The following is a 20166-nucleotide window of genomic DNA, read 5'->3' as shown; positions in this document are numbered from 1 at the left end:
CCTTTCTTTCATCGCCCTTGCTTGGTATAATAGCCTCTATCATAGTAGCGTTAAGAAGAAACGGAGTCCGACCATGAAGAAGTTCAAGAAATTTTATATTGAAATAACGAGCGTATGCAATTTGGCTTGCACATTCTGTCCACAGACGAAACGTCAAGCGAATTTCATCAAAATAGATACGTTTACGAATATCCTTGACCAAATCAAGCCGCACACGGATCACATTTACTTGCATGTGAAGGGGGAGCCGCTTCTCCATCCCAAAATCGATGAATTACTAGATTTGAGCCACGAAAAGGGCTTCAAAGTAAATATCACGACGAATGGGACACTCATTAACAAAAATAGGCACAAGCTGCTCGATAAGCCGGCGCTTCGCCAAATGAATTTTTCCCTGCACAGCTTTGACGGCCATGAGGGCTCTGAAGATAAGGAAGGCTATGTGACCAGTATCCTGCGATTTGCCAAGGAAATTGTTGCGAAATCCAATGTCATTATTTCCTTCCGGTTATGGAATTTGGATACGGATAATCAGACGAATTTGGAACGGAATCGAAATCGTGAAGTGCTGGAATTGCTAGAGAAAGAGTTCGAGCTTGATTACAAAATCGATGAAAAGTTCGTCCGCGGAACTGGTGTAAAGCTTACGGATCGTGTCTATTTGAATCAGGATCACGAGTTCCAGTGGCCGGATTTGAAGGCGGAGGAGATTTCAGGTCCCGGTTTCTGTCATGCTCTGCGTAATCAGGCTGGTATTCTCGTAGATGGCACCGTTATTCCTTGCTGTTTGGATGGCGAAGGGGTTATCAATCTGGGGAATATTAACCACACGCCTTTCTCCGAAATCGTTGAGGGAGAACGTGCAAATCGGTTATTCGAAGGCTTTTCCAGACGTGAAGTGGTTGAGGAACTATGCCGGAAATGCGGCTATCGCGAACGTTTTAGTATGTAAAAGAAGGCTCATTCCGTTAAGCAAAGTTACTTGCGGAGTGAGCATTTTTGCTTTTATTTAATATCCATGAGATAATACAAGTTTGATTCTTAACTAGAGGTTGGGGGCATTAACGTGGGACGTTATCCATTTGCATATGATCATGCGCAGCCATATATGCAGCAAGTGTCCGACTGGATTGCGGATATCTTTTATGACATATTGCCTGAAGCAGGTTTTGAGGTTCGGGATGAACAAATTTATATGGCTTTTCAGCTGGAGCGGGCCTATGCGGAGAAGCAGACGATTTTTGCGGAAGCTGGCGTTGGGACAGGCAAAACGTTAGTCTATCTGCTATACGCACTATGTTATTCGCGTTTTACGAAGAAACCGGCCATCATCGCCTGTGCCGATGAATCGTTAATTGAGCAGCTTGTAAAACCAGGCGGGGATATCGACAAAATTTCTCGCCATTTGAATATGGAAATTGATGCACGACTCGCGAAGTCGCCAGATCAATATGCATGCTTAGTCAAGCTGGATGAAGCTAGATTTGGCCACGAAGATACAGGACTATACCGTGAAGTCTACGAGAGCCTTCCTGATTTTGTTCACACGCGTGAAGCACTACAAACGTTCTATGCTTACGGTGATCGTAAAAACTACCCGCAATTGAACGATGAACAATGGCACCGAATGAACTGGGATGCGTACCAAGACTGCTTTGTATGTGATAAACGCCATCGTTGTGGACAAACGTTATCCCGGGAATCCTACCGCAAATCGACGGATTTAATTATATGTTCGCATGATTTCTACATGGAGCATGTATGGACTTATGACGCTAGAAAACGAGAAGGACAGCTGCCATTGCTGCCTGATCACTGCACGGTTGTATTTGATGAAGGGCATTTAATGGAATCCGCTGCCCAAAAAGCGTTGACCTATAAGCTCAAGCATGTCATTTTCGAGGAATTGGTCATTCGCTTGTTAAAAGGGGAAGTTCGCGAAACTTTAGCGGTTTGTATTGATCGAGCAATCGAGCAGAGCGAACGTATGTTCGAGGTTCTTGAAAGCTGCTGTCGTCCGATTGCAGGCTCTGATCGTAAACAAATCATCATGAGTGATCTTTTGAAAAGGGAGATTCATACGTTCTGTGATATTTTGTCCGAGATCGAAGAGGAGCTCGTCTTTGAAGGAGAGATGTTTACGCTCAATGACTATCAGCTAAAGATCGTCGAGGAACATTTGGAAATGATGCAAAAGGCTCTTGCCTTATTCCGCAATGATCATAGCTTCATTTGTTGGGCGACGGAAAGCATTACTGGACTCAGTCTTGTCATTATGCCTAGAACGGTGAAGGAAGTGTTGAAGGAGCATGTGTTTTCTTCTAAAATGCCGATCGTCTTCTCCTCGGCGACACTTTCGGTAGAAGGCAGCTTTGACTATGTGGCAAATAGCTTAGGCTTAGAGAAATATCTCTCTTTCTCCGTAGATTCTCCCTATGATTATGTCGAACGGATGGAAGTCATTGCCCCGCGCTTCAAAGAAGGCGGAACGTTCCAAGAGAAGCTGAATTCAGCTGTTGCATTGTTGAAAAGAACGGAAGGCAGAGCGTTGATTCTGTTCCCGACGCATCAGGAATTACAACGCTTCAAGGTTGAGATGTCCTCTCATCCGGACTGTAAAGATCTCACTTTCCTCTATGAAGGAGATCGCGAGATTTCGCATGTGATCGCCTCATTCCAGGAGGATGAACACAGTGTTTTAGCTGCCGTAAGCTTGTGGGAGGGACTTGATATTCCTGGTCCATCACTTTCGAATGTCATTGTCTGGGCACTGCCGTTTCCTCCGCAAGACCCTGTGTTTAATGCGAAACGAGAGGCTGCGGCTTCACCTTATGAAGAAGTGGATATTCCTTACATGTTGCTTCGCCTGCGTCAAGGTATGGGGAGATTGATCCGAACGCGTGAGGACAGTGGAATTATCGCGATTTTCAGCGACGAGCTATATACGAATACATCACTTCGTGAGCATGTCGAGCGGGTATTGCCGGCGGGCGTTGAGATGAAATCTGAATAGCATGATAGGGAAGAGGGGCAGATGATCTGCGCCTCTTTTTTTCGCTATAATTACAATTCCTTTACACATGGTCCTAGTAAAAGACAATATTTGCAAAGAGCAATCTACATCTATCAGCCTATGGAAATAGAAACCAGAATATGAAATTATAGTAGCATATTCGCCTATCATTGATAACTTCGAGAGGATGTTGAACATGCTTAAAAAGTCAGTTATTATCTCTTCGGTTGTATTGATGTCTATGATTCCTATGTTTTCATTAAGTCAGGCATCTTATGCCGCAGATTTAACGAATGGAAAAGAGACGGCCATCAAAGTGATGGAGTATAATATTCACCATGCCGAAGGCATGGATGACATTCTAAATTTGAACAGAATTGGTGACGTTATTAAATCTTCGGGTGCTGATATCATTGGTTTGCAGGAAGTCGATAATCATTTTTCCGCACGCAGTAATTTCGAAGATCAAGCGAAATGGTTAGCCAATTATTTAGGTATGCATTACGAGTTTGCTGCGAATCTTGACAACAATCCTTTAAATGTGGGGGAACCTCGTCGTCAATACGGAACGGTTATTTTAAGTAAATATCCTATTCTTTCTAGCGAAAATCATTTGCTCGATAATACGCAATATCCCTCAGAACAACGCGGTCTTGCGAAAACAGTTATTAACGTGAGAGGAAATCACATTAATTTTTACAATACGCATCTGGACAATAAGAGAGCTGAACAAAGAGATATTCAAGTCAATGAGATCCTTGACATTGTCCATAAAAGTAAAGGAACAAGCATCTTAGTGGGAGACTTCAATGCCACGCCAGATAGTCCAGAAATAATAAAAATGTCTGCGCAGTATCATGACGTATTTGCAGAACTGGGCATGAATGATGCCTACACCTCTTATTATTATTCAGACAAGCCTAATCGTCGCATTGACTATATATATACATCTGATGATGTGAAAATTAAAACAGGAAAGGTCATAGACACGATAGCAGCGGATCACTTACCTATTACGGCTGAGCTTGTTATTAAAAAGTAAGACCATCATGCTCACGATGATAAAGGGCATAACCACCATAAAAAAGGAAGCAAATGAGCTTTAACGATGTGAATACGAACCCCTTCCGTGATGAACGGAAGGGGTTTTTATTGCAGGCGTATTTTTCATTTTTTGTCGCGGCGCAGTCTATTGGCTAACAAAAGCGTGTATACATAACATATATTGAAAGCGTTTACAGCTTGTCCGAAGAATTACGATCGACCCAATCAACCTCGGCCAATCAGGAGTGAGCAGCATGAACACGTCGAAGGAGGTCGTCGCATGCATTTCTCCTATACATCAGCTCAGCAAGACATGCGAAAGAAAGTACGTGAGTTTGCACTTACTCGCGTGGAACCTACTTCAGCAGAAAGGGATGAGTTGGAACGATTTGATCGTGGTATTTTCGACAGCCTAGGTGAACTTGGCTGGACCGGGATCCCTTGGCCTCAAGCATTTGGCGGCGGGGGGGCTGATTTTCTAACATATGCGATGGTCATTGAAGAGCTATCTCGCGTGTGTGCTTCCACGAGTGTCATGCTCTCTGTGCATACATCGCTAGCCAGCTGGGCGATTCATACGTATGGTACGGATGCACAGAAGCAAACGTTTTTGCTCCCTATGGCTGGAGGGCATAAGCTGGGCGCCTACTGTCTAACGGAAAGCGAATCCGGCTCAGATGCTGGTGCCATGCGCACGACAGCAACGAAGGATGGAGACTTCTACGTGATTGACGGCTCCAAGCTCTTCGTGACGAACGGCGGGGAGGCGGAAGTGTATATCGTTTTTGCAGTGACGAATGCGATGAATAAGCCGAGGAGCTGCACGGCCTTCATTGTTGAAAAAGGGATGGAAGGGCTTATTTTCGGTACCAAGGAAAAAAAGCTAGGCATCCGCTCATCCACTACGATGGAGTTAAGATTTGAGGGGTGCAGAGTACCGGCTGAGAACCGGCTAGGGCCCGACGGAGAAGGATTTCGCATCGCTATGCGAAGTCTGGATGGCGGGCGGATTGGGATTGCTGCGCAAGCAACGGGTATCGGCCAAGGAGCCTTGGACGCTGTAGTTGCTTATGGAGCAGGAGCTGGCTCGCTCAGCGGCGAGCTATTCGATGCTCATATCTCCGAGATGGCGACGCACATTGAGGCCGCAAGACTGCTGACCTATCAAGCCGCTTGGCGCAAAAGCCAAGGGCTCTCGTACGGGAAGCAGGCTGCCATAGCGAAGCTTTTTGCCAGTGATACGGCGGTTAAAGTCTGTTTGCGGGCTGTGCAGCTCTGTGGCGCATGGGGTTGTTTGAAGGAGTCGAAGGTTGAGCGCTATTTGCGAGATGCCAAAGTAACACAAATTTATGAAGGGACGAATGAGATTCAGCGTATTGTGATTTCGCGTTTGCTGCTTTCTGAAAGTATGTAGGAAGGGAGTGCGAAAACATGAGTGATCACTACTTGCCTGGACTTGAGCATGTCATTGCCAGTGAGACCAGTATTTCATTTCTCGATGTTGAGAAAGAAGAAATTGTGATTCGCGGGTACGATTTGATGGAACTTGCTGAGTACATGACGTACTTAGATGTCGTTGGTTTGCTGTTAGAGGGTGAATTGCCGAATGAAACTAGACGCCATGCGATTCAATCACAAATTCAAGCGGTCTATGGATTACCTCCAAATGTGCGGGCTATGCTGCATTTGATGCCAGATCAAGCGGATATGATGGATGTACTTCGAACGAGTATTTCCGCGCTAGCGAGCTTTGAAGAGGAGCTTGATGATCGATCACCTGAGGCCAACCGTCGTAAAGCTATTCGCCTTTTAGCTAAAGTACCGCAAATTGTTGCTTACGGCTATCGAGCTATTACGAAGCAACCGCTCATTGAACCTGAGTCTAAGTTATCGTATACGGCTAACTTTTTGTATATGATCACGGGAACGATTCCTTCTCCGATGGAAGAAGCGATTTTCGATCAGTCTCTTATTGTGTACAGCGAACACGAATTACCGAATTCAACGTTTACGGCTCGCGTTATCGCCTCAACGCAGTCGGATTTATATGGTGCGCTTGTTGGCGCGGTAGCCTCTCTCAAAGGCACATTGCACGGCGGAGCGAACGAAGCGGTCATGCACATGCTGCTGGAAGCAGGTTCCGAAGATGATCTCGAAGCCTTAATTCGGTCTAAGCTTGCTCGGAAAGAGCGCATCATGGGCTTTGGTCATCGTGTCTATATGCGAAAACCGGACCCACGTGCCCTGCTAATGAAGGAGGCTTTGGCTAAGCTTGCACCCGCTTGTAATCAGCAGGAGCTTTACGACATGTGTGTACGAGGGGAAGACGTTATGCGGAGGGAGAAAGGTCTCCATCCCAATCTAGATTACTATGCTGCTCCTGTCTACTACTTGCTTGGCATTCCAATTGAGCTGTTTACACCTGTTTTTCTTGCTGCGCGCACCGTTGGTATCAGTGCACATGTGATGGAGCAGCATGCGAACAATCGTCTTTTCCGACCTCGGGTCCGTTATACCGGTGGGCGAGATTTGCACCCGCCTCAAGCACAAAGTCTTACTGAAAGCGAGGACGAGATCGTATGAGTACGCCTAGAGAACCTGCTCAGAGGGAGATGATTTTTGACCCGCTTATTGTAGAAATTGCAGAATACGCCTTGCATGCCGAGATTGAAGGTGAGGAAGCGTATCAGATTGCGCACCATGTTCTACTGGACTCATTGGGAACAGGCTTGCTTGCCCTGCGTTTTCCGGCTTGTACGAAGCATCTCGGTCCGATTGTTCCAGGTGCTGAGGTCCTAGGCGGTGCACGTGTGCCTGGAACTCGCTACGAATTGGACCCGGTTCAAGCGGCGTTCAATATCGGGTGTATGATTCGGTGGCTCGATTACAACGATACCTGGCTAGCGGCAGAATGGGGGCATCCCTCCGACAATTTAGGTAGTATTCTCGCTGTTGCCGATTACGTCAGTCGCAAGCGAATGGCAGAGGGAGGCGTTCCATTCACTATAAAGGACGTCTTGACCATGGCAATCAAAGCTCATGAAATTCAAGGCGTGCTCGCTTTGGAAAATAGCTTGAACGGCGTCGGATTGGATCATGTCCATCTGGTTAAAGTGGCATCAACCGCCGTGGCGACAGTTATGCTGGGAGGTACGAAGGAGGAGGTATGCAGCGCCGTTTCTAATGCTTGGATCGATGGAGCCAGCTTACGCACGTATCGCCATGCGCCGAATACAGGACCTAGAAAATCATGGGCAGCAGGCGATGCGACAAGTAGAGCGGTTCGTTTGGCCTTCATGGCCGTAGGCGGGGAAATGGGGTATGCTTCTGCATTGACGGCGCCGAATTGGGGCTTTCAAGACGTACTCTTCGAAGGCAAGACGTTAACGCTAGCGCGCCCCTTGCGCAGTTACGTCATGGAACATATTTTATTTAAAATTTCGTTTCCTGCAGAATTTCATGCCCAAACAGCCGTTGAGTGCGCACTTACACTTCATGACCGTATCAAGGATAGATTAGTTGACATAACTAAAATTATGTTAACTACTCATAAATCTGCCCTGCGCATTATAGATAAAAAAGGTCCCCTGCATAATCCGGCAGATCGGGATCATTGCCTTCAATACATGGTTGCCATTGGCCTACTTTATGGGACGTTAACTGCTGAGCATTACGAAGATGATATTGCAGCGGATTCCCGCATTGATGCGCTTCGTGAGCGCATGGTCGTTGTAGAGAACGAGCAATATAGCAAGGATTATTTGGATCCAGATAAGCGATCCATAGCAAACAGCATTCAAATTTACTTTAAAGATGGAACCTCTACGGAAAAAATCGTCTGTGAATATCCAATCGGACACCGCCGGCGGCGTGCTGAAGGGTTGCCGAAGGTTATCGATAAGTTTAAAGCCAATGTGCAAACGCGTTTTCCGCGGAAACAGACAGAAGAAATTATGAAGATTTCACTTGATTACGAGGAGCTCATTCAGACGACCGTTCCTGCTTATATGTCCCTTTTCGTGATTTGAGCTGCTGCGAGCGGTTGAATGTGAAGAAGTAGGAGGTCACTATGTCATGGCTGATTGAGGAGGAGCCCAGTCAAGCGCAGTTAGCTGCACAGTGGCGACGTTTAGTGGAAGCGGGTTCCCTGTTCCAAATTGTCGGTACCCACGATGGCATGGCCGCTAGAATGGCTAAACAAGCTGGGTTTTCGGCCCTGTACTTATCAGGAGCCGCATATACGGCGAGTAGAGGGTTGCCTGATCTGGGGCTTATTTATTCCAATGAGGTAGCGGATCGCGCACGTGAGTTGGTCCGCGCAGCAGGACTTCCATTATTGGTTGATATTGATACGGGATACGGCGGCATCCTGAATGTCGCTCGAACAGCGAAGGAGATGGTGGAGGCGAAGGTCGCCGCTGTGCAAATAGAGGATCAAGATATGCCCAAGAAATGCGGCCATCTGAGTGGTAAGAAGCTCATTTCTTCAGAAGAAATGTGCCAAAAAATCCGCACGCTCAAAGCGGTTAGCCCGACATTGTACGTTCTTGCACGCACGGATGCGAAAAGTGTCGAAGGCATGGCGGAAGCAATTCAAAGAGCTAAAGACTATCTCGCCGCTGGAGCGGATGCGATTTTCCCGGAAGCATTAGAAAGCGAGGCGGATTTTCAACATTTTCGCAAGGAAGTAGATGCACCTCTTTTGGCCAATATGACCGAATTCGGACGGACGCCGTATTATACGGCAGCGCAATTTGAAAGCTGGGGCATCCGGATGGTTCTCTATCCGGTTACGTCGCTTCGTGTGGCTGCGAAGGCCTATGAACGGGTTTTTGAGGAAATACGTCAGGCAGGGACGCAGGTCGGATCTCTCGATGCCATGCAAACGCGCAGCGAGTTATATAAGGCCATACGGTATGAAGATTATGAGACCTTGGACGGTTCTATTGCACGATCAACATGGGAGGAAAAGAGTTAGAGGTGCAAGCGGCTTGAGGGAGGGCTCCACATGGATTACAGCCTTTCAGAGGAATTGGAAATGATTCGCAGCATGGTGCGTGATTTTGCAGCTGGGGAGGTTGCGCCGAAGTCGGTGCTTCGTGATGAAGAAGAGCGGTTTGATCGCTCGTTATTCAAGAGTATGGGTGAGCTTGGCTTAGCTGGGATTCTTGTGCCTGAGGCGTATGGCGGACTTGGCTTGGATGCTTTCACGCATAGTTTGGTCTTGGAGGAATTAGCTCGTGCATGTGCATCGACTGGATATACGCTGTTTGTGCATAGTGCTTTGGCAAGTGCGGCCATTTCGATGTTTGGCACTGAGGAGCAAAAGCAGCTGTATCTGGGCCCAATGGGGAGTGCTGTGAAACTTGGCGCATTTACATGGTCTGATATCAACCTAGAGCTGCATACAAGCGCTGTACGGGATGGTGATGAATATGTGTTGCGAGGTACGAAAGCCTTCGTTACCAATGCGGCAGAAGCGGATATCTTTGTCGTGTTTGCAGCGACTGGAGATGATCTATCGGTACATGGGTGCAGCGCATTTATACTTGAGAAAGGCACACCTGGGTTCGTCCTAGGCAAAAAGGAAAAAAAACTCGGCACGCTAGGTGCTCCTAGCCTCTCGTTAGAACTTGTGGACTGCCGTATTCCAGTGGCGAATCGACTTGGCGAGGAAGGAGATGGTTATCAGATTGCTTCGCGAACCCTAGAAAGTGCCCGCAGCGGCATTGCCGCACTTGCGGTTGGGCTCGCGCAAGCAGCCATGGAGGCAGCCATTGCGTATGCAAAGACGCGCATGCAATTCGGTAAGCCAATCGCGCAGCAGCAGGCTGTCGCATTCAAGCTTGCGAATATGGCTGTGCACATCGAAGCAGCTAGATTGCTTACGTATCAAGCTGCATGGCGTGAGAGTCAGGGGGGAGGTGCGGACGGCGGAGAAAAGGACATTGGTAACGGCAATGATAACGACAACGTCAATAGCAAAAAGCTGATCTCCAATCTTTTCGCGGGAGAAACGGTGATGGCCGTAACCATTGAAGCCGTTCAAACGTTAGGCGGCTACGGGTATACGAAGGCATTTCCAGTTGAACGTTACATGCGCGATGCGAAGATGCTCCAGATGGTCGAAGCCACGATGGAAGAGCAGCAGAGAGCGATTGTTCGTTTGATGAGTAAGAAGTGAAGGACTGGAGGGCGAGGTGTATGAGAGAAAGTGTCATCGTTGGCGGAGCAAGAACCCCATTTGGCAAATTCGGTGGCGCACTGAAAGAGATTTCAGCTGTCGAATTAGGTGGGATTGCGATAAAAGAAGCTATACGACGTGCGTCTCTGGATCCTTCGTCGATTGAGGAAGTTTTGATGGGTATGGTATTGCAAGGAGGTGCAGGACAAATTCCTTCGCGTCAGGCGGCACGCAGGGCCGGACTCGCCTGGCAGATCACGTCAGAGACAATTAACAAAGTGTGCGCTTCAGGCATGCGGAGTGTGACCATGGCGGACCAAATCATCCGTGCCGGCGATGCGTCAACACTTGTAGCAGGCGGCATGGAGAGTATGAGCTCGGCTCCATATCTGGCGACGCATGCGCGTTGGGGCGCACGAATGGGTGAACAGCGGCTTATTGATCTCATGATTCACGATGGTCTGACTTGCCCATTCGACAATGTGCATATGGTTGTTCATGGAAGTCGCGTTGCGGCCGAGTACATGATTGGACGTCAGGAACAGGATGAATGGGCACTGCGTAGTCATCAATTAGCTTTGGAAGCCATGTCAAAAGGGTATTTAGCTGAGGAAATTATACCCGTTCATGTTGGAAAGAATGTGGTGATTCACGATGAAGGACCGCGTGTGGACACGGATCTGTCTAAGCTATCTGCATTAACGCCAGTTTTTGATAAACGAGGCAGCATTACAGCGGGAAACGCACCTGGCGTGAATGATGGGGCGGCTGCTCTGGTTGTCATGGCAAAGGATGAGGCGTTAGATCAAGGCATTGTACCGATCGCGACAATTATTGGCCATGCGAGTGTGGGTGAGCGTGCGCCATATATCGCAACTACACCTGCTTTAGCAATACGAAAGCTGCTGCAGCAAACGGGAATGAAGTTGGATCAGATCGATCAATTTGAGGTGAATGAAGCTTTTGCCGCTGTCGTACTTACGTGCGAAAGCCTGTTAGGTTGGGACACGCAGCGGGTCAATGTCAACGGAGGCGCGATTGCGCTCGGTCATCCGATTGGTGCTAGCGGCACGCGAATTATTCTCACTTTAATTCACGAGCTCCGCAGAAATGGTGGTGGTTATGGGATTGCAGCCATATGCAGTGGAACGGCGCAAGGCGATGCCATTTTGCTGCGCGTGGATTAAGGGATAAGGGTTAGAAAGAAGTCGTAGGAGCGAGATACCATGTCCATTCAAACCATAATGGTAGTTGGCGCTGGGCAGATGGGAAGTGGCATTGCGCAAGTTGCTGCATCCGCAGGGCGTACTGTGCTGTGGCACGATCTATCCACACAACTGCTCGACACAGGCGTAACGAGTATTCGACAGCAACTAGAACGTCGTGTTATCAAAGGCAAATTAACGGAAGTAGAGAAGGCGGAAATACTTAGTCGTATTCTGCCTGCGCCAGTTATTGACGAGGCAGTGCAAGTGGATCTTGTGATTGAGGCGATATCCGAGAATATGGCTTGGAAAACAGCGCTTTTTCAAAAGCTGGACGGCATCTGTGCACCTCATGTAATATTGGCGACGAATACGTCATCATTACCGATTACGGAGATTGCGGCGGCGACTACTCGCCCGTCACAGGTCATCGGCATGCATTTCATGAACCCGGTTCCCGTTATGCCGTTGATCGAAATCATTCGTGGTCTAGAAACCTCACAAGTTGTCTTTGATGCGATCTTTCAGCTTAGTCAGGAACTTGGTAAAACACCTGTGGAAGTGCAGGATTTTCCTGGATTCGTCTCGAATCGCATTCTTATGCCGATGATTAATGAAGCTGTTTTTACTGTTTATGAAGGGGTAGCAACGGTTGATGCTGTAGATACAGTGATGAAGCTAGGAATGAATCATCCAATGGGACCGCTAGAACTGGCCGATTTAATTGGTCTGGACACCTGCTTATCCATCATGGAAATACTTCATGAAGGCTTCAAGGATTCAAAGTATCGCCCTTGTCCGCTATTAAGGAAATATGTAAAGGCAGGGCGTCTCGGACGTAAATCAGGGCAAGGATTTTATACGTATTCTAGTTAATCGGCGAGATAGCTTAATCTACAGTCACTCTGTTGAGGGGCTGTTTTTGTTTTGTTTTGGAAGGTAATTTTCAGCAAGGAAAGGAATAAGTAAGTGCTGGTTGAAGTGTAAGGAGTAACTTGGGAGTAGGAAGGGTGGATGTAGGATGGAGAAATCTTGCTTAGGTTGTCAGTTAGCGAATGGACAAGTTGAGGCACATGTCGTATATGAAAATGAGTGGTTGACGGTAATCTTAGATATTGCACCGTTGAATGAAGGACATGTTTTGCTGATTCCCAAAAAACACGTTGCTGAATTGGATGAGATGGAGGAAGAGGTTGCAGCCGCAATGCTTACAACCTCCATGAAGATGTCTCGTCTAATTAAAAAATGCTTTCAACCTGATGGCGTTACAATCATCCAGAATGGCGGTATTTTCAACGATTTAGGCCATGTTCACGTGCACGTTTTTCCCAGATATGCAGGCGATGGTTTTGGTTGGTTGGAGCCTGAGGATCACAATAACAATCAGAATCGGTTGGCTGAGACGAAGTTTTTTATGATTAATGCCATTAATGATTTATGTGATTAAATATAAAAAGTTGGCATCCTTTTGGGAACATGATAAACTGCTATGGGGCAACACCGCAACGGATTGATCTGATTATCCCTAAAGCAGCAGGTTAAGCTGGTGTTCAACAAAGGAGGCCATCTCTGTGAAGTTTCGAGCTGTATCGCGTGAAACCAAGATGAATTACATGCTTTGGTGTATAAAGAAGGAAATAATGAAAGAAAATACGTATTTAGCATCCCTGCCGTATGATCCTTCACCCATTATTGGCGTTGTGAAGTATCATCTGGATCAGTGGGATCCCATGGAATTGCTTGAGCCTGGAAGTCTTGAGGATGAGTACGATGGTGAAGCGCGCAGCGTAACCATTTACATAACTAAGCATGCAGAAGATATAAGCGTAGCAGGGTTGGGACAAGCGATTCATCAGGTTTTTAGAAAATCTTTCTTGGATGAGTTTCAGTCCGAAGAAGATACCTTCGAAATCGCGATTGCCATCCTGCGAGATTTGACTAGTGGAAATGAGGAAGAATCATGAGTGAAATGGTAGGGAAGTATTGTGCAAAGTTTTTTGGCAAAACAGGCGTTATTCTTGAAATCGGTGTTGTGAAAAAGGTAGCAAGTCGTACCATTCATGTCGATTGGGGAACCAAAACGTGGGTGTACCAGAACCGAGATTTTAACTGGACGCCGCTTACCAAGGAAGAGTTCGAAGTCAAATACAAAAAGCCGAAATTCTCAGACGGCGCGCTCGTGCGTGCTGCTGAATTAGGCTTGAAAATCACTTATAACTAAGAAACGGCTGCCTATGGCGGCTGTTTTTTTTGACGGTATGAGCAGAGAACTGCGAAAATACATCTTTTTCAATGGAAATAGACCGTTTATCGAGGAATTGCTGCGAAAATACATCCTTTTTTACCGTTAATCCATGAAAAGGGTAAATTCGGTGAAAAAAGATGCATATTCGCATCTTTCCTAATAGAACGTGACTTCTCTAGTGGAAAAAGATGTATATTCGCATCCTTTTTTAGATGCTGGCTGGGGAGGCCCCAGGCGATGGAGATACTCGAGAAATTCGAGTATCTCTACTCCGAGTATCTTCCCCTTTTCCTGAGCTCCTAAGCTAGGAAAATTTGAATACTACTTATTTTTTCCAAATAAATGGGTAGGGAGCATGATAAAATAGGTTGAGGGAAAAGTTAGTGAGGTGCAGAGATGAAATTGGTAGTGGCGAGGTCTGTTTCGTTGAGCTTGAAGCGTCAATGGAGGAAAGAGTTTAACGAAATAATACGCCTCATCGGCTCGCTCATTAGCCTACAAAGCGAGATGTTGTCACATCTGAACAGAATTTACGCTTAAGTATGGAGAAGCATCGATTGAACTCATATGAAGGCGAAATTACTAGAGACAATTATTTGCGAATCAACAATTCAGATGTGACTCCAGAAGACGTTGCGGCGCTGATTAAAGCAAGGTTTCACTTGTGAATAAAAGCTTACTAAGGATGGAGGAACCCAGGATGTTGCACATTAGAGAATTGCAGCTGACCGAGGAATATCCAATTCACTTATTTCTTTTGGCTGACCCTGAGCTTGCGATGGTTGAATCTTATGTCTATCAAAGCAAATGCTACGTTTTGGAAGATAAACATGAAATTATCGGCTCCTATTTGCTGCTCCCAACGAGACCGAAAACGGTTGAGCTGGTGAACATGGCTGTAATTACGAAGAAACAAGGCAGGGGCTATGGAAAGGAACTCGTCAAGCACGCGGTGGAAACGGCGAGGACATTCAACTATCGGACCATTGAGGTAGGTACAGGTAATTCTGGTGTTCAGCAGCTTAGTCTCTATCAGAAGTGCGGTTTTCGTATCTATGGTGTCGATTTTGATTTTTTTACAAGGCATTATAAGGAACCTATTTTTGAAAACGGGATTCAATGTCGAGACATGATTCGGTTAAGTCAGGACTTATAAGTGTAAAAGGAAAAACTCCCGCAACCTGTGCCAAAGAGGCTCAATTGTGGGAGTTTTTCTGTATGGGGAACGCCGTTCGCGTCTATCTAGTTTAGCCAAATTTGAAGATACCTATACATCATGCAGATGTGAGTATCATTCGGGAGAGGTATCCATTGACTTGAAAAAAAAGCTGAGGTATACTCATCTCATCGGTTTATCAATTAGTAATTTAGTAAATTACTAAATAAAAAATCCTATTTTAAAAAAAGAACCATACTTTGTATCCCTTGGAGGAATCATAATGAAAATACCAACAACTCTTAAACATAAACCAGTCATCGTTGCAGAGAATTATGCCAATATTGACGGTAGATATACACAAAATACGGATACACAAGGGCTTTCGCTAGGTCTTGCCCAGTGGAACGATAGAGGTAAAGTCGATATCTCGGCTAAAGTCTGGCGTTATACCGGTGAGAAATGGTCACGTCAATCCGAGGAGCTGCCACTGCACCGTGTGCTAGATCTAGCCATCCTTGTCTGCCGGACAAAACTGCATTTCCAAGAAGAGGCTTACCGCTATGAGAACTCATATAATCCCGAAAATCCTATTATTGACCGAATTGGTCTTCAAGGGGATGCCATGACGGTTGAGGTATGTACAGATAATGAGAAAATTAACGAAGATATCAAGTTGTTCAGCCAAGCTTTGAGTGATGACGGAGAGCTGATCGGGGAGCGGCTGAGCACACTGTCCAGGATTTTGAAAGAAATGGGGTACTGATTGACATGTTGGACAAACAGAAGAAAAAGGAGCTAGCCACTACCTATAAGCAATCGTTTCGCGCGATGGGTGTCTATCAAATTCGTAACACACAGAACGATAAAATATTTGTAAATTGCAGCATGGATCTAGATGGAATGAAGAATCGGCTTGAATTTTGCAAGCAGATGAATACCAATACATTCAATGAGCTGTCAAAGGACTGGGCGACGTACGGTGGCCAAAGCTTCGTATTTGAAGTACTTGATCGCATCGAGCCTCGGGATGAAGTCATGTTGGATGCCGCGGATCTGAAAAGCTATCGAGCCGAAATTGATGCTTTGCTTGAACTATGGCTAGAGAAGTTAGAGCCGTATGAGGAGAAAGGGTATAACAAAAGGAAGCGCTAGTTTTTCTTTCATACGAAGCAATCGAGGGGGTTCCGGCATAGACGGACTCCTTTTTTTTTGCATAAATAGGCAGGTTTCCACTGATGCTATGGCGAAATGGATAGTGATGTAAACAAGGGAAGTCCATAAATAAAGTTCTACATAAGAGGAGTGAATGATGTGAAATACCGTCAACTGGGTGATACAGAACTTCAAATTAGTGAGGTTAGCTTCGGAACTTGGGCCATCGGTGGTGGTTGGGGGGAGTCCAATGATGATGAATCCATACGAGGGTTACATCGTGCGATGGACGCAGGCGTTAACTTTTTTGATACGGCAGATGTCTATGGGTCAGGACATGCAGAAGAGCTACTCGCGAAAGCAACGAAAGGCAAAGAAGATGATATACATATTGCTACGAAGTTTTGCCGTTCTGGTGATATCCACGATCTTGCCACCTATTCGGAACAAGCCGTACGCCAATTTGCTGAAAATAGTTTGAAACGTTTGAATCGTGAGCGAATCGATCTCTACCAAATTCATTGTCCGCCTCTGGCCATATTGAAAGACGGTACTGTCTTCGAGGTACTTGAGAAATTGAAAGCCGAGGGCAAAATTCGTCACTATGGCGTGAGCGTTGAAACCGTAGAGGAAGGGTTGTTCTGTCTCACGGTTCCTGGTGTTAAAGCGCTGCAAGTGATTTTTAACTTGTTCCGTCAAAAGCCAGCAGAAGCACTCTTTCCTCAAGCGAACGCTGCTGGCGTTGGCATTTTAGTAAGGCTTCCTTTGGCAAGCGGCTTATTAACCGGAAAGTTCACGGCTGCCAGCACATTTGCTGCAGATGATCACCGTAATTTTAATGCCAACGGTGACCAGTTTAACGTAGGTGAAACGTTCGCAGGGCTGCCATTTACCAAAGGCGTAGAACTCGCGAAGGAGTTAGCTTGGATCGGTGAGGTGCGTGGTAACATGGCACGTGCTTCCATGCGCTGGATTCTGGAGAATCCCAATATTACGTGCATCATTCCAGGCTTTAAAAATGTGAAGCAAATTGAGGATAATTTGGCCACTTTAGAAGTGCCGCCTTTTACACCTAATGAGCTTGCACGTTTGCAAAGCTTTTATACAACGCAAGTACATGAACACATTCGTGGCGCTTACTAGCCCAACAAAGAAGGGGATGGGGTTTCAGGGGGAAGCGAAATGGATATAATAACACCACAACGTTTATATCATGGAACAACGGACAATCTCGTCAACCTTTTTCAAGTTAAATTATTGGATAGCAAATTTTTTCGACCTGGCCGTGATTTTGGCAAAGGATTTTATACAACAATCTCAGCGGCGCAGGCGAGGAACTGGGCACGAAAAGCATCGGCCCGATCGATTATGGGGCACGAGCATCCATGTGTGCTTGAAATTGAGATGATCGCGATTCCTTCGAAGATGGAGCCGCTCATTTTTCTAAGTGATTCCTTGGCTTGGGCTGAGTTTGTGATGTCGCATCGCAGTGTCATGAAAAAAGGGGAACCAGACCCCTGTCATAAGCACCCTGATATTATCATTGGTCCGATGGCGGATGGTGATACTGGACGAATTATTGAAGAAGCAGTACAATTAAATAGAGATGTACATTGGTTTTATGATCAAATTCTGCGAACTACGCGAGGTCGGAAATTAGATGCTTTACGACTTGGCAATCAAGTGGTGTTTTCCTCAGAGAAATGGGAAGCATCCCTTCGTTTCACTGGTTATAACATTTTTACGGGAGGCAGGTGGATCTACTATGAAAACACAAGTTCGGTTGAATCTGTATGAACGTGGAATCGTTGATGCCATTGTTCAGAGTTTTGATTATACCCCGCAAGATGCTCGGAAGCTTGTTGTTGACTATGTTGAGGTCATTCGTAAATTAGGTGGCTATGATACCTGTTATGATCATGCGGAGCGGTTAGTTCAAGCGGCAACTCGCAATTATAAGCCAGAAGAGTGGTTGAAGCGAATTCATGTGATCGCCAAGGAAGCCGTTCAGGATAAAGGCATCCACCATCTCGAGGGACGATTGCACGTGCATGTACGTTAAATAATTAGTTAGAAGCTCATCCTACGGTTGAGCTTTTTTTGTGACCAATCCGAGGAGGGGAACGTATGATCGAACATATTCGCACAAGTAATGTAAAGCGCTTTACTGGATTTGGTGCTTTATACGATGGCAGCCGTCCAACGGCTCCACAGGAAGTCATTCAAATTTTGACTGCTTATTTGGGTCGAAAACCTCAAACTGTTGTAGATGTAGGGTGCGGTACAGGCCTGTCTTCCTTTCTGTGGATTGATGACGCAGATCAGATTATCGGGGTTGAGCCAAGCGATGATATGCGTGCGGTTGCCGTAGCAAAGTGGGAAGCAATGGACAAGCCAGCATCTCTTATTTTCCAAAACGGACTCTCCCACGAGTTGGGGTTGCCATCTGGTTCTGCTGATATTGTGACATGCTCACAATCGTTTCACTGGATGGAGCCGCAAAGCACATTGCGTGAATTTGCTCGTATCCTTCGCCCTGGCGGAGTGTTCGCCGCTTATGATTGTGACTGGCCGCCAGTCATTGACTGGCAAATCGAGCAGCAGTACTTGAAGCTGACAACGTTAGGCGACCAGCGAGCTGTTGAACTTGCACCGGAGCATGAGCAAGCGCATAAATGGAAGAAGGACGAGCATTTGAAGCAAATTGAAGCTTCGGGTCTATTTCGCTATGCGAGAGAAATCGTGTTTCACAATTGGGAGTCCTGCGATGCGAACCGATATGTAAACCTCGCGTTAAGTCAGGGCAGCTTGCAAACCGCACTAAAGTTAGGTGCGAAAGAACTAGAGTCAGAAGCAGCGGAATTTCGCGAGCTTGTGGAGAAGGCGTTCGCTGGTGAAGAACGATCGATATTATTTGGATATCGTATGAGGATTGGCATTGTTTAACTCACAACAAGGGAAGACGGGTATGCCGACGAAACTGATTGCATTTTTACTATTTTATGTTGTCATTTATATGGGGAACGCGGTGTATGGGACATTCATGCCTGTCTATCTCAACAACGCGAAATTCTCTCAAGAACAGATTGGGCTCCTATTGAGTCTAGGGCCGTTGATTGCTATGATTGGTCAACCCGTGTGGGGGGCTTTTGGTGATCGTGCCAAATCGAAGAACCAAGTCCTGCGTGTATTACTTATTGGAAGTGGAATCTCAATTTTATTTTTTCCGCTTTCTCATGAATTCTTCTATATCCTTATGTTTATTTGTATCTTTACTTTTTTTCAGACTTCGATATTTGCACTTAGCGATGCGATTACATTGGAGGAACTAGATCGACATCCCACATGGAGCTTTGGCTGGATTCGTCTAGGTGGTACGATAGGCTTCGCCTTGATGTCACTTCTTTTCGGTTTCATTGCAAAGTCCTATATCGGTTCTATGTTCCCTGTTTATGCCTGTACGATGGTAGCTGGGCTTTTCTGTCTATGGAGGTTTCCAGCTGCTGCAGGGCGGCCTGCGAATGTTATGGGGCGGAAGTTCCGTGAATTGTTCAAAAATGGCAAACTGATGTTCTATCTCAGCATCAATTTTATTATCCAAATTACGCTTGGCTATTATTATGCTTTTTTCCCGATCTACTTTAAGGAAATGGGCGGAGACAGTGTGATGTTAGGCTGGTCGATGGCGATATCGTCCTTAAGTGAGCTGCCTTTTCTGTTATTCTCAGGCATCATATTCAAACGTGTTCCGGTCTCCGTCATTTTACTCGTGGCAGCACTAGCTTCAGCTTTTCGTTGGTTCTTATTTTCAGAGATTGAAGTTGCGTATTGGATATTACCTGTACAAGTCTTGCATGGACTTATCTTTATCGTTCTATCCGTGACCTTAGCGACAATTATTAATCGTGAAGTGCCTCCTGAGTGGAAAGCAAGCGGACAGACACTCAATGGCCTGCTTAGCCTCGGAGCCGCTCGTATCATCGGCAGCTTCGTGGGAGGTATTATGAGTGCAGCCTATGGCATGCGACAAGTCTTTCTATATAGTTCTTGGGTCTCGATGGCCTGTGTAGTGGTGTTTGGCGCAGTGATCTATTATCGAAGGAAGCAGCATGAGCTTGGTACATAAGTCAATGATTCAGCTATTGCATGGGATGATAGGGGGAA

21 protein-coding genes are annotated in these 20166 nt (G+C 46.2%); all 21 read left to right on the top strand.

The window, feature by feature from the left end:
• Positions 1-73 precede the first annotated feature (73 nt).
• The 21 genes from J2736_RS19170 to J2736_RS19070 all read left to right on the top strand — a co-directional run bounded on the left by J2736_RS19170 (position 74) and on the right by J2736_RS19070 (position 20128).
• Entirely contained in the window at positions 74-952 is an 879-nt protein-coding gene (locus J2736_RS19170) for a radical SAM/SPASM domain-containing protein (RefSeq protein ID WP_310500205.1), read from the top strand.
• Positions 953-1066: 114 nt separating this feature from the next.
• Positions 1067-3013: an ATP-dependent DNA helicase gene (locus J2736_RS19165; protein ID WP_310500204.1), complete on the top strand. Its 1947-nt coding sequence runs from the start codon at positions 1067-1069 to the stop codon at positions 3011-3013.
• Positions 3014-3209: 196 nt separating this feature from the next.
• Positions 3210-4055, top strand: a complete 846-nt coding sequence (locus J2736_RS19160; protein ID WP_310500203.1) for an endonuclease/exonuclease/phosphatase family protein — start codon at positions 3210-3212, stop codon at positions 4053-4055.
• Positions 4056-4337: 282 nt separating this feature from the next.
• Positions 4338-5471 (top strand): acyl-CoA dehydrogenase family protein, encoded by a 1134-nt coding sequence (locus J2736_RS19155; protein WP_310500202.1) that lies wholly within the window; start codon positions 4338-4340, stop codon positions 5469-5471.
• Positions 5472-5488: 17 nt separating this feature from the next.
• The gene (gene mmgD / locus J2736_RS19150; RefSeq protein ID WP_310500201.1) at positions 5489-6640 is read left to right on the top strand and encodes a citrate synthase; all 1152 of its coding nucleotides are present in this window, start codon (positions 5489-5491) and stop codon (positions 6638-6640) included.
• Positions 6637-8085, top strand: coding sequence for a bifunctional 2-methylcitrate dehydratase/aconitate hydratase (locus tag J2736_RS19145; RefSeq protein ID WP_310500200.1), 1449 nt, complete (start codon positions 6637-6639; stop codon positions 8083-8085). Before mmgD ends, J2736_RS19145 begins: the two co-directional genes overlap by 4 nt.
• A gap of 41 nt (positions 8086-8126) precedes the next feature.
• Positions 8127-9035, top strand: a complete 909-nt coding sequence (prpB, locus tag J2736_RS19140) for a methylisocitrate lyase (RefSeq protein WP_310500199.1) — start codon at positions 8127-8129, stop codon at positions 9033-9035.
• Between the two features lie 30 nt (positions 9036-9065).
• Complete coding sequence (locus J2736_RS19135; RefSeq protein WP_310500198.1) at positions 9066-10241, top strand: acyl-CoA dehydrogenase family protein; 1176 nt, start codon at positions 9066-9068, stop codon at positions 10239-10241.
• A 20-nt stretch (positions 10242-10261) separates the two neighbouring features.
• Positions 10262-11428, top strand: coding sequence for an acetyl-CoA C-acetyltransferase (locus J2736_RS19130; protein ID WP_310500197.1), 1167 nt, complete (start codon positions 10262-10264; stop codon positions 11426-11428).
• 39 nt (positions 11429-11467) lie between these two features.
• Positions 11468-12322, top strand: coding sequence for a 3-hydroxybutyryl-CoA dehydrogenase (locus tag J2736_RS19125; RefSeq protein ID WP_310500196.1), 855 nt, complete (start codon positions 11468-11470; stop codon positions 12320-12322).
• A 145-nt stretch (positions 12323-12467) separates the two neighbouring features.
• Positions 12468-12893: an HIT family protein gene (locus J2736_RS19120; protein ID WP_310500195.1), complete on the top strand. Its 426-nt coding sequence runs from the start codon at positions 12468-12470 to the stop codon at positions 12891-12893.
• 124 nt (positions 12894-13017) lie between these two features.
• Positions 13018-13410, top strand: a complete 393-nt coding sequence (locus J2736_RS19115; protein ID WP_310500194.1) for a hypothetical protein — start codon at positions 13018-13020, stop codon at positions 13408-13410.
• Entirely contained in the window at positions 13407-13667 is a 261-nt protein-coding gene (locus tag J2736_RS19110; RefSeq protein WP_310500193.1) for a hypothetical protein, read from the top strand. Before J2736_RS19115 ends, J2736_RS19110 begins: the two co-directional genes overlap by 4 nt.
• 727 nt (positions 13668-14394) lie before the next feature.
• Complete coding sequence (locus J2736_RS19105) at positions 14395-14847, top strand: GNAT family N-acetyltransferase (RefSeq protein WP_310500370.1); 453 nt, start codon at positions 14395-14397, stop codon at positions 14845-14847.
• Between the two features lie 283 nt (positions 14848-15130).
• Positions 15131-15613 (top strand): DUF6530 family protein, encoded by a 483-nt coding sequence (locus J2736_RS19100; protein WP_310500192.1) that lies wholly within the window; start codon positions 15131-15133, stop codon positions 15611-15613.
• A 5-nt stretch (positions 15614-15618) separates the two neighbouring features.
• On the top strand, positions 15619-16002 hold the full coding sequence (locus J2736_RS19095; RefSeq protein WP_310500191.1) for a GIY-YIG nuclease family protein: 384 nt from the start codon (positions 15619-15621) through the stop codon (positions 16000-16002).
• Between the two features lie 159 nt (positions 16003-16161).
• Positions 16162-17145, top strand: a complete 984-nt coding sequence (locus J2736_RS19090; RefSeq protein ID WP_310500190.1) for an aldo/keto reductase — start codon at positions 16162-16164, stop codon at positions 17143-17145.
• A 39-nt stretch (positions 17146-17184) separates the two neighbouring features.
• Positions 17185-17799: a DUF3990 domain-containing protein gene (locus tag J2736_RS19085; protein WP_310500189.1), complete on the top strand. Its 615-nt coding sequence runs from the start codon at positions 17185-17187 to the stop codon at positions 17797-17799.
• Positions 17768-18064 carry a hypothetical protein gene (locus tag J2736_RS19080; RefSeq protein WP_310500188.1) on the top strand — a complete coding sequence of 99 codons (297 nt, stop codon included), beginning with the start codon at positions 17768-17770 and terminating at the stop codon, positions 18062-18064. The genes J2736_RS19085 and J2736_RS19080 overlap by 32 nt, the downstream gene beginning before the upstream one ends.
• A gap of 65 nt (positions 18065-18129) precedes the next feature.
• A complete protein-coding gene (locus J2736_RS19075; RefSeq protein ID WP_310500187.1) occupies positions 18130-18948 on the top strand; it encodes a class I SAM-dependent methyltransferase in 819 nt (272 codons plus the stop codon).
• A complete protein-coding gene (locus J2736_RS19070) occupies positions 18941-20128 on the top strand; it encodes an MFS transporter (protein WP_310500186.1) in 1188 nt (395 codons plus the stop codon). Before J2736_RS19075 ends, J2736_RS19070 begins: the two co-directional genes overlap by 8 nt.
• The last annotated feature ends 38 nt before the right edge of the window (positions 20129-20166 follow it).

The sequence above is a fragment of the Paenibacillus qinlingensis genome (assembly GCF_031455095.1).
Classification (GTDB): Bacteria; Bacillota; Bacilli; order Paenibacillales; family NBRC-103111; genus Paenibacillus_E; species Paenibacillus_E qinlingensis_A.
The sequence above is the reverse complement of the archived record's forward strand: the minus strand, read 5'-3'. Positions and strand labels throughout refer to the sequence as shown.

What these genes read in the sequence shown, in the direction of transcription:
- J2736_RS19170 (WP_310500205.1), top strand. Translation starts at nt 74, where the DNA reads ATGAAGAAGTTCAAGAAATTTTATATTGAAATAACGAGCGTATGCAAT.
- J2736_RS19160 (WP_310500203.1), top strand. Translation starts at nt 3,210, where the DNA reads ATGCTTAAAAAGTCAGTTATTATCTCTTCGGTTGTATTGATGTCTATG.
- J2736_RS19155 (WP_310500202.1), top strand. Translation starts at nt 4,338, where the DNA reads ATGCATTTCTCCTATACATCAGCTCAGCAAGACATGCGAAAGAAAGTA.
- mmgD (WP_310500201.1), top strand. Translation starts at nt 5,489, where the DNA reads ATGAGTGATCACTACTTGCCTGGACTTGAGCATGTCATTGCCAGTGAG.
- J2736_RS19145 (WP_310500200.1), top strand. Translation starts at nt 6,637, where the DNA reads ATGAGTACGCCTAGAGAACCTGCTCAGAGGGAGATGATTTTTGACCCG.
- prpB (WP_310500199.1), top strand. Translation starts at nt 8,127, where the DNA reads ATGTCATGGCTGATTGAGGAGGAGCCCAGTCAAGCGCAGTTAGCTGCA.
- J2736_RS19135 (WP_310500198.1), top strand. Translation starts at nt 9,066, where the DNA reads ATGGATTACAGCCTTTCAGAGGAATTGGAAATGATTCGCAGCATGGTG.
- J2736_RS19130 (WP_310500197.1), top strand. Translation starts at nt 10,262, where the DNA reads ATGAGAGAAAGTGTCATCGTTGGCGGAGCAAGAACCCCATTTGGCAAA.
- J2736_RS19125 (WP_310500196.1), top strand. Translation starts at nt 11,468, where the DNA reads ATGTCCATTCAAACCATAATGGTAGTTGGCGCTGGGCAGATGGGAAGT.
- J2736_RS19120 (WP_310500195.1), top strand. Translation starts at nt 12,468, where the DNA reads ATGGAGAAATCTTGCTTAGGTTGTCAGTTAGCGAATGGACAAGTTGAG.
- J2736_RS19110 (WP_310500193.1), top strand. Translation starts at nt 13,407, where the DNA reads ATGAGTGAAATGGTAGGGAAGTATTGTGCAAAGTTTTTTGGCAAAACA.
- J2736_RS19100 (WP_310500192.1), top strand. Translation starts at nt 15,131, where the DNA reads ATGAAAATACCAACAACTCTTAAACATAAACCAGTCATCGTTGCAGAG.
- J2736_RS19095 (WP_310500191.1), top strand. Translation starts at nt 15,619, where the DNA reads ATGTTGGACAAACAGAAGAAAAAGGAGCTAGCCACTACCTATAAGCAA.
- J2736_RS19085 (WP_310500189.1), top strand. Translation starts at nt 17,185, where the DNA reads ATGGATATAATAACACCACAACGTTTATATCATGGAACAACGGACAAT.
- J2736_RS19080 (WP_310500188.1), top strand. Translation starts at nt 17,768, where the DNA reads ATGAAAACACAAGTTCGGTTGAATCTGTATGAACGTGGAATCGTTGAT.
- J2736_RS19075 (WP_310500187.1), top strand. Translation starts at nt 18,130, where the DNA reads ATGATCGAACATATTCGCACAAGTAATGTAAAGCGCTTTACTGGATTT.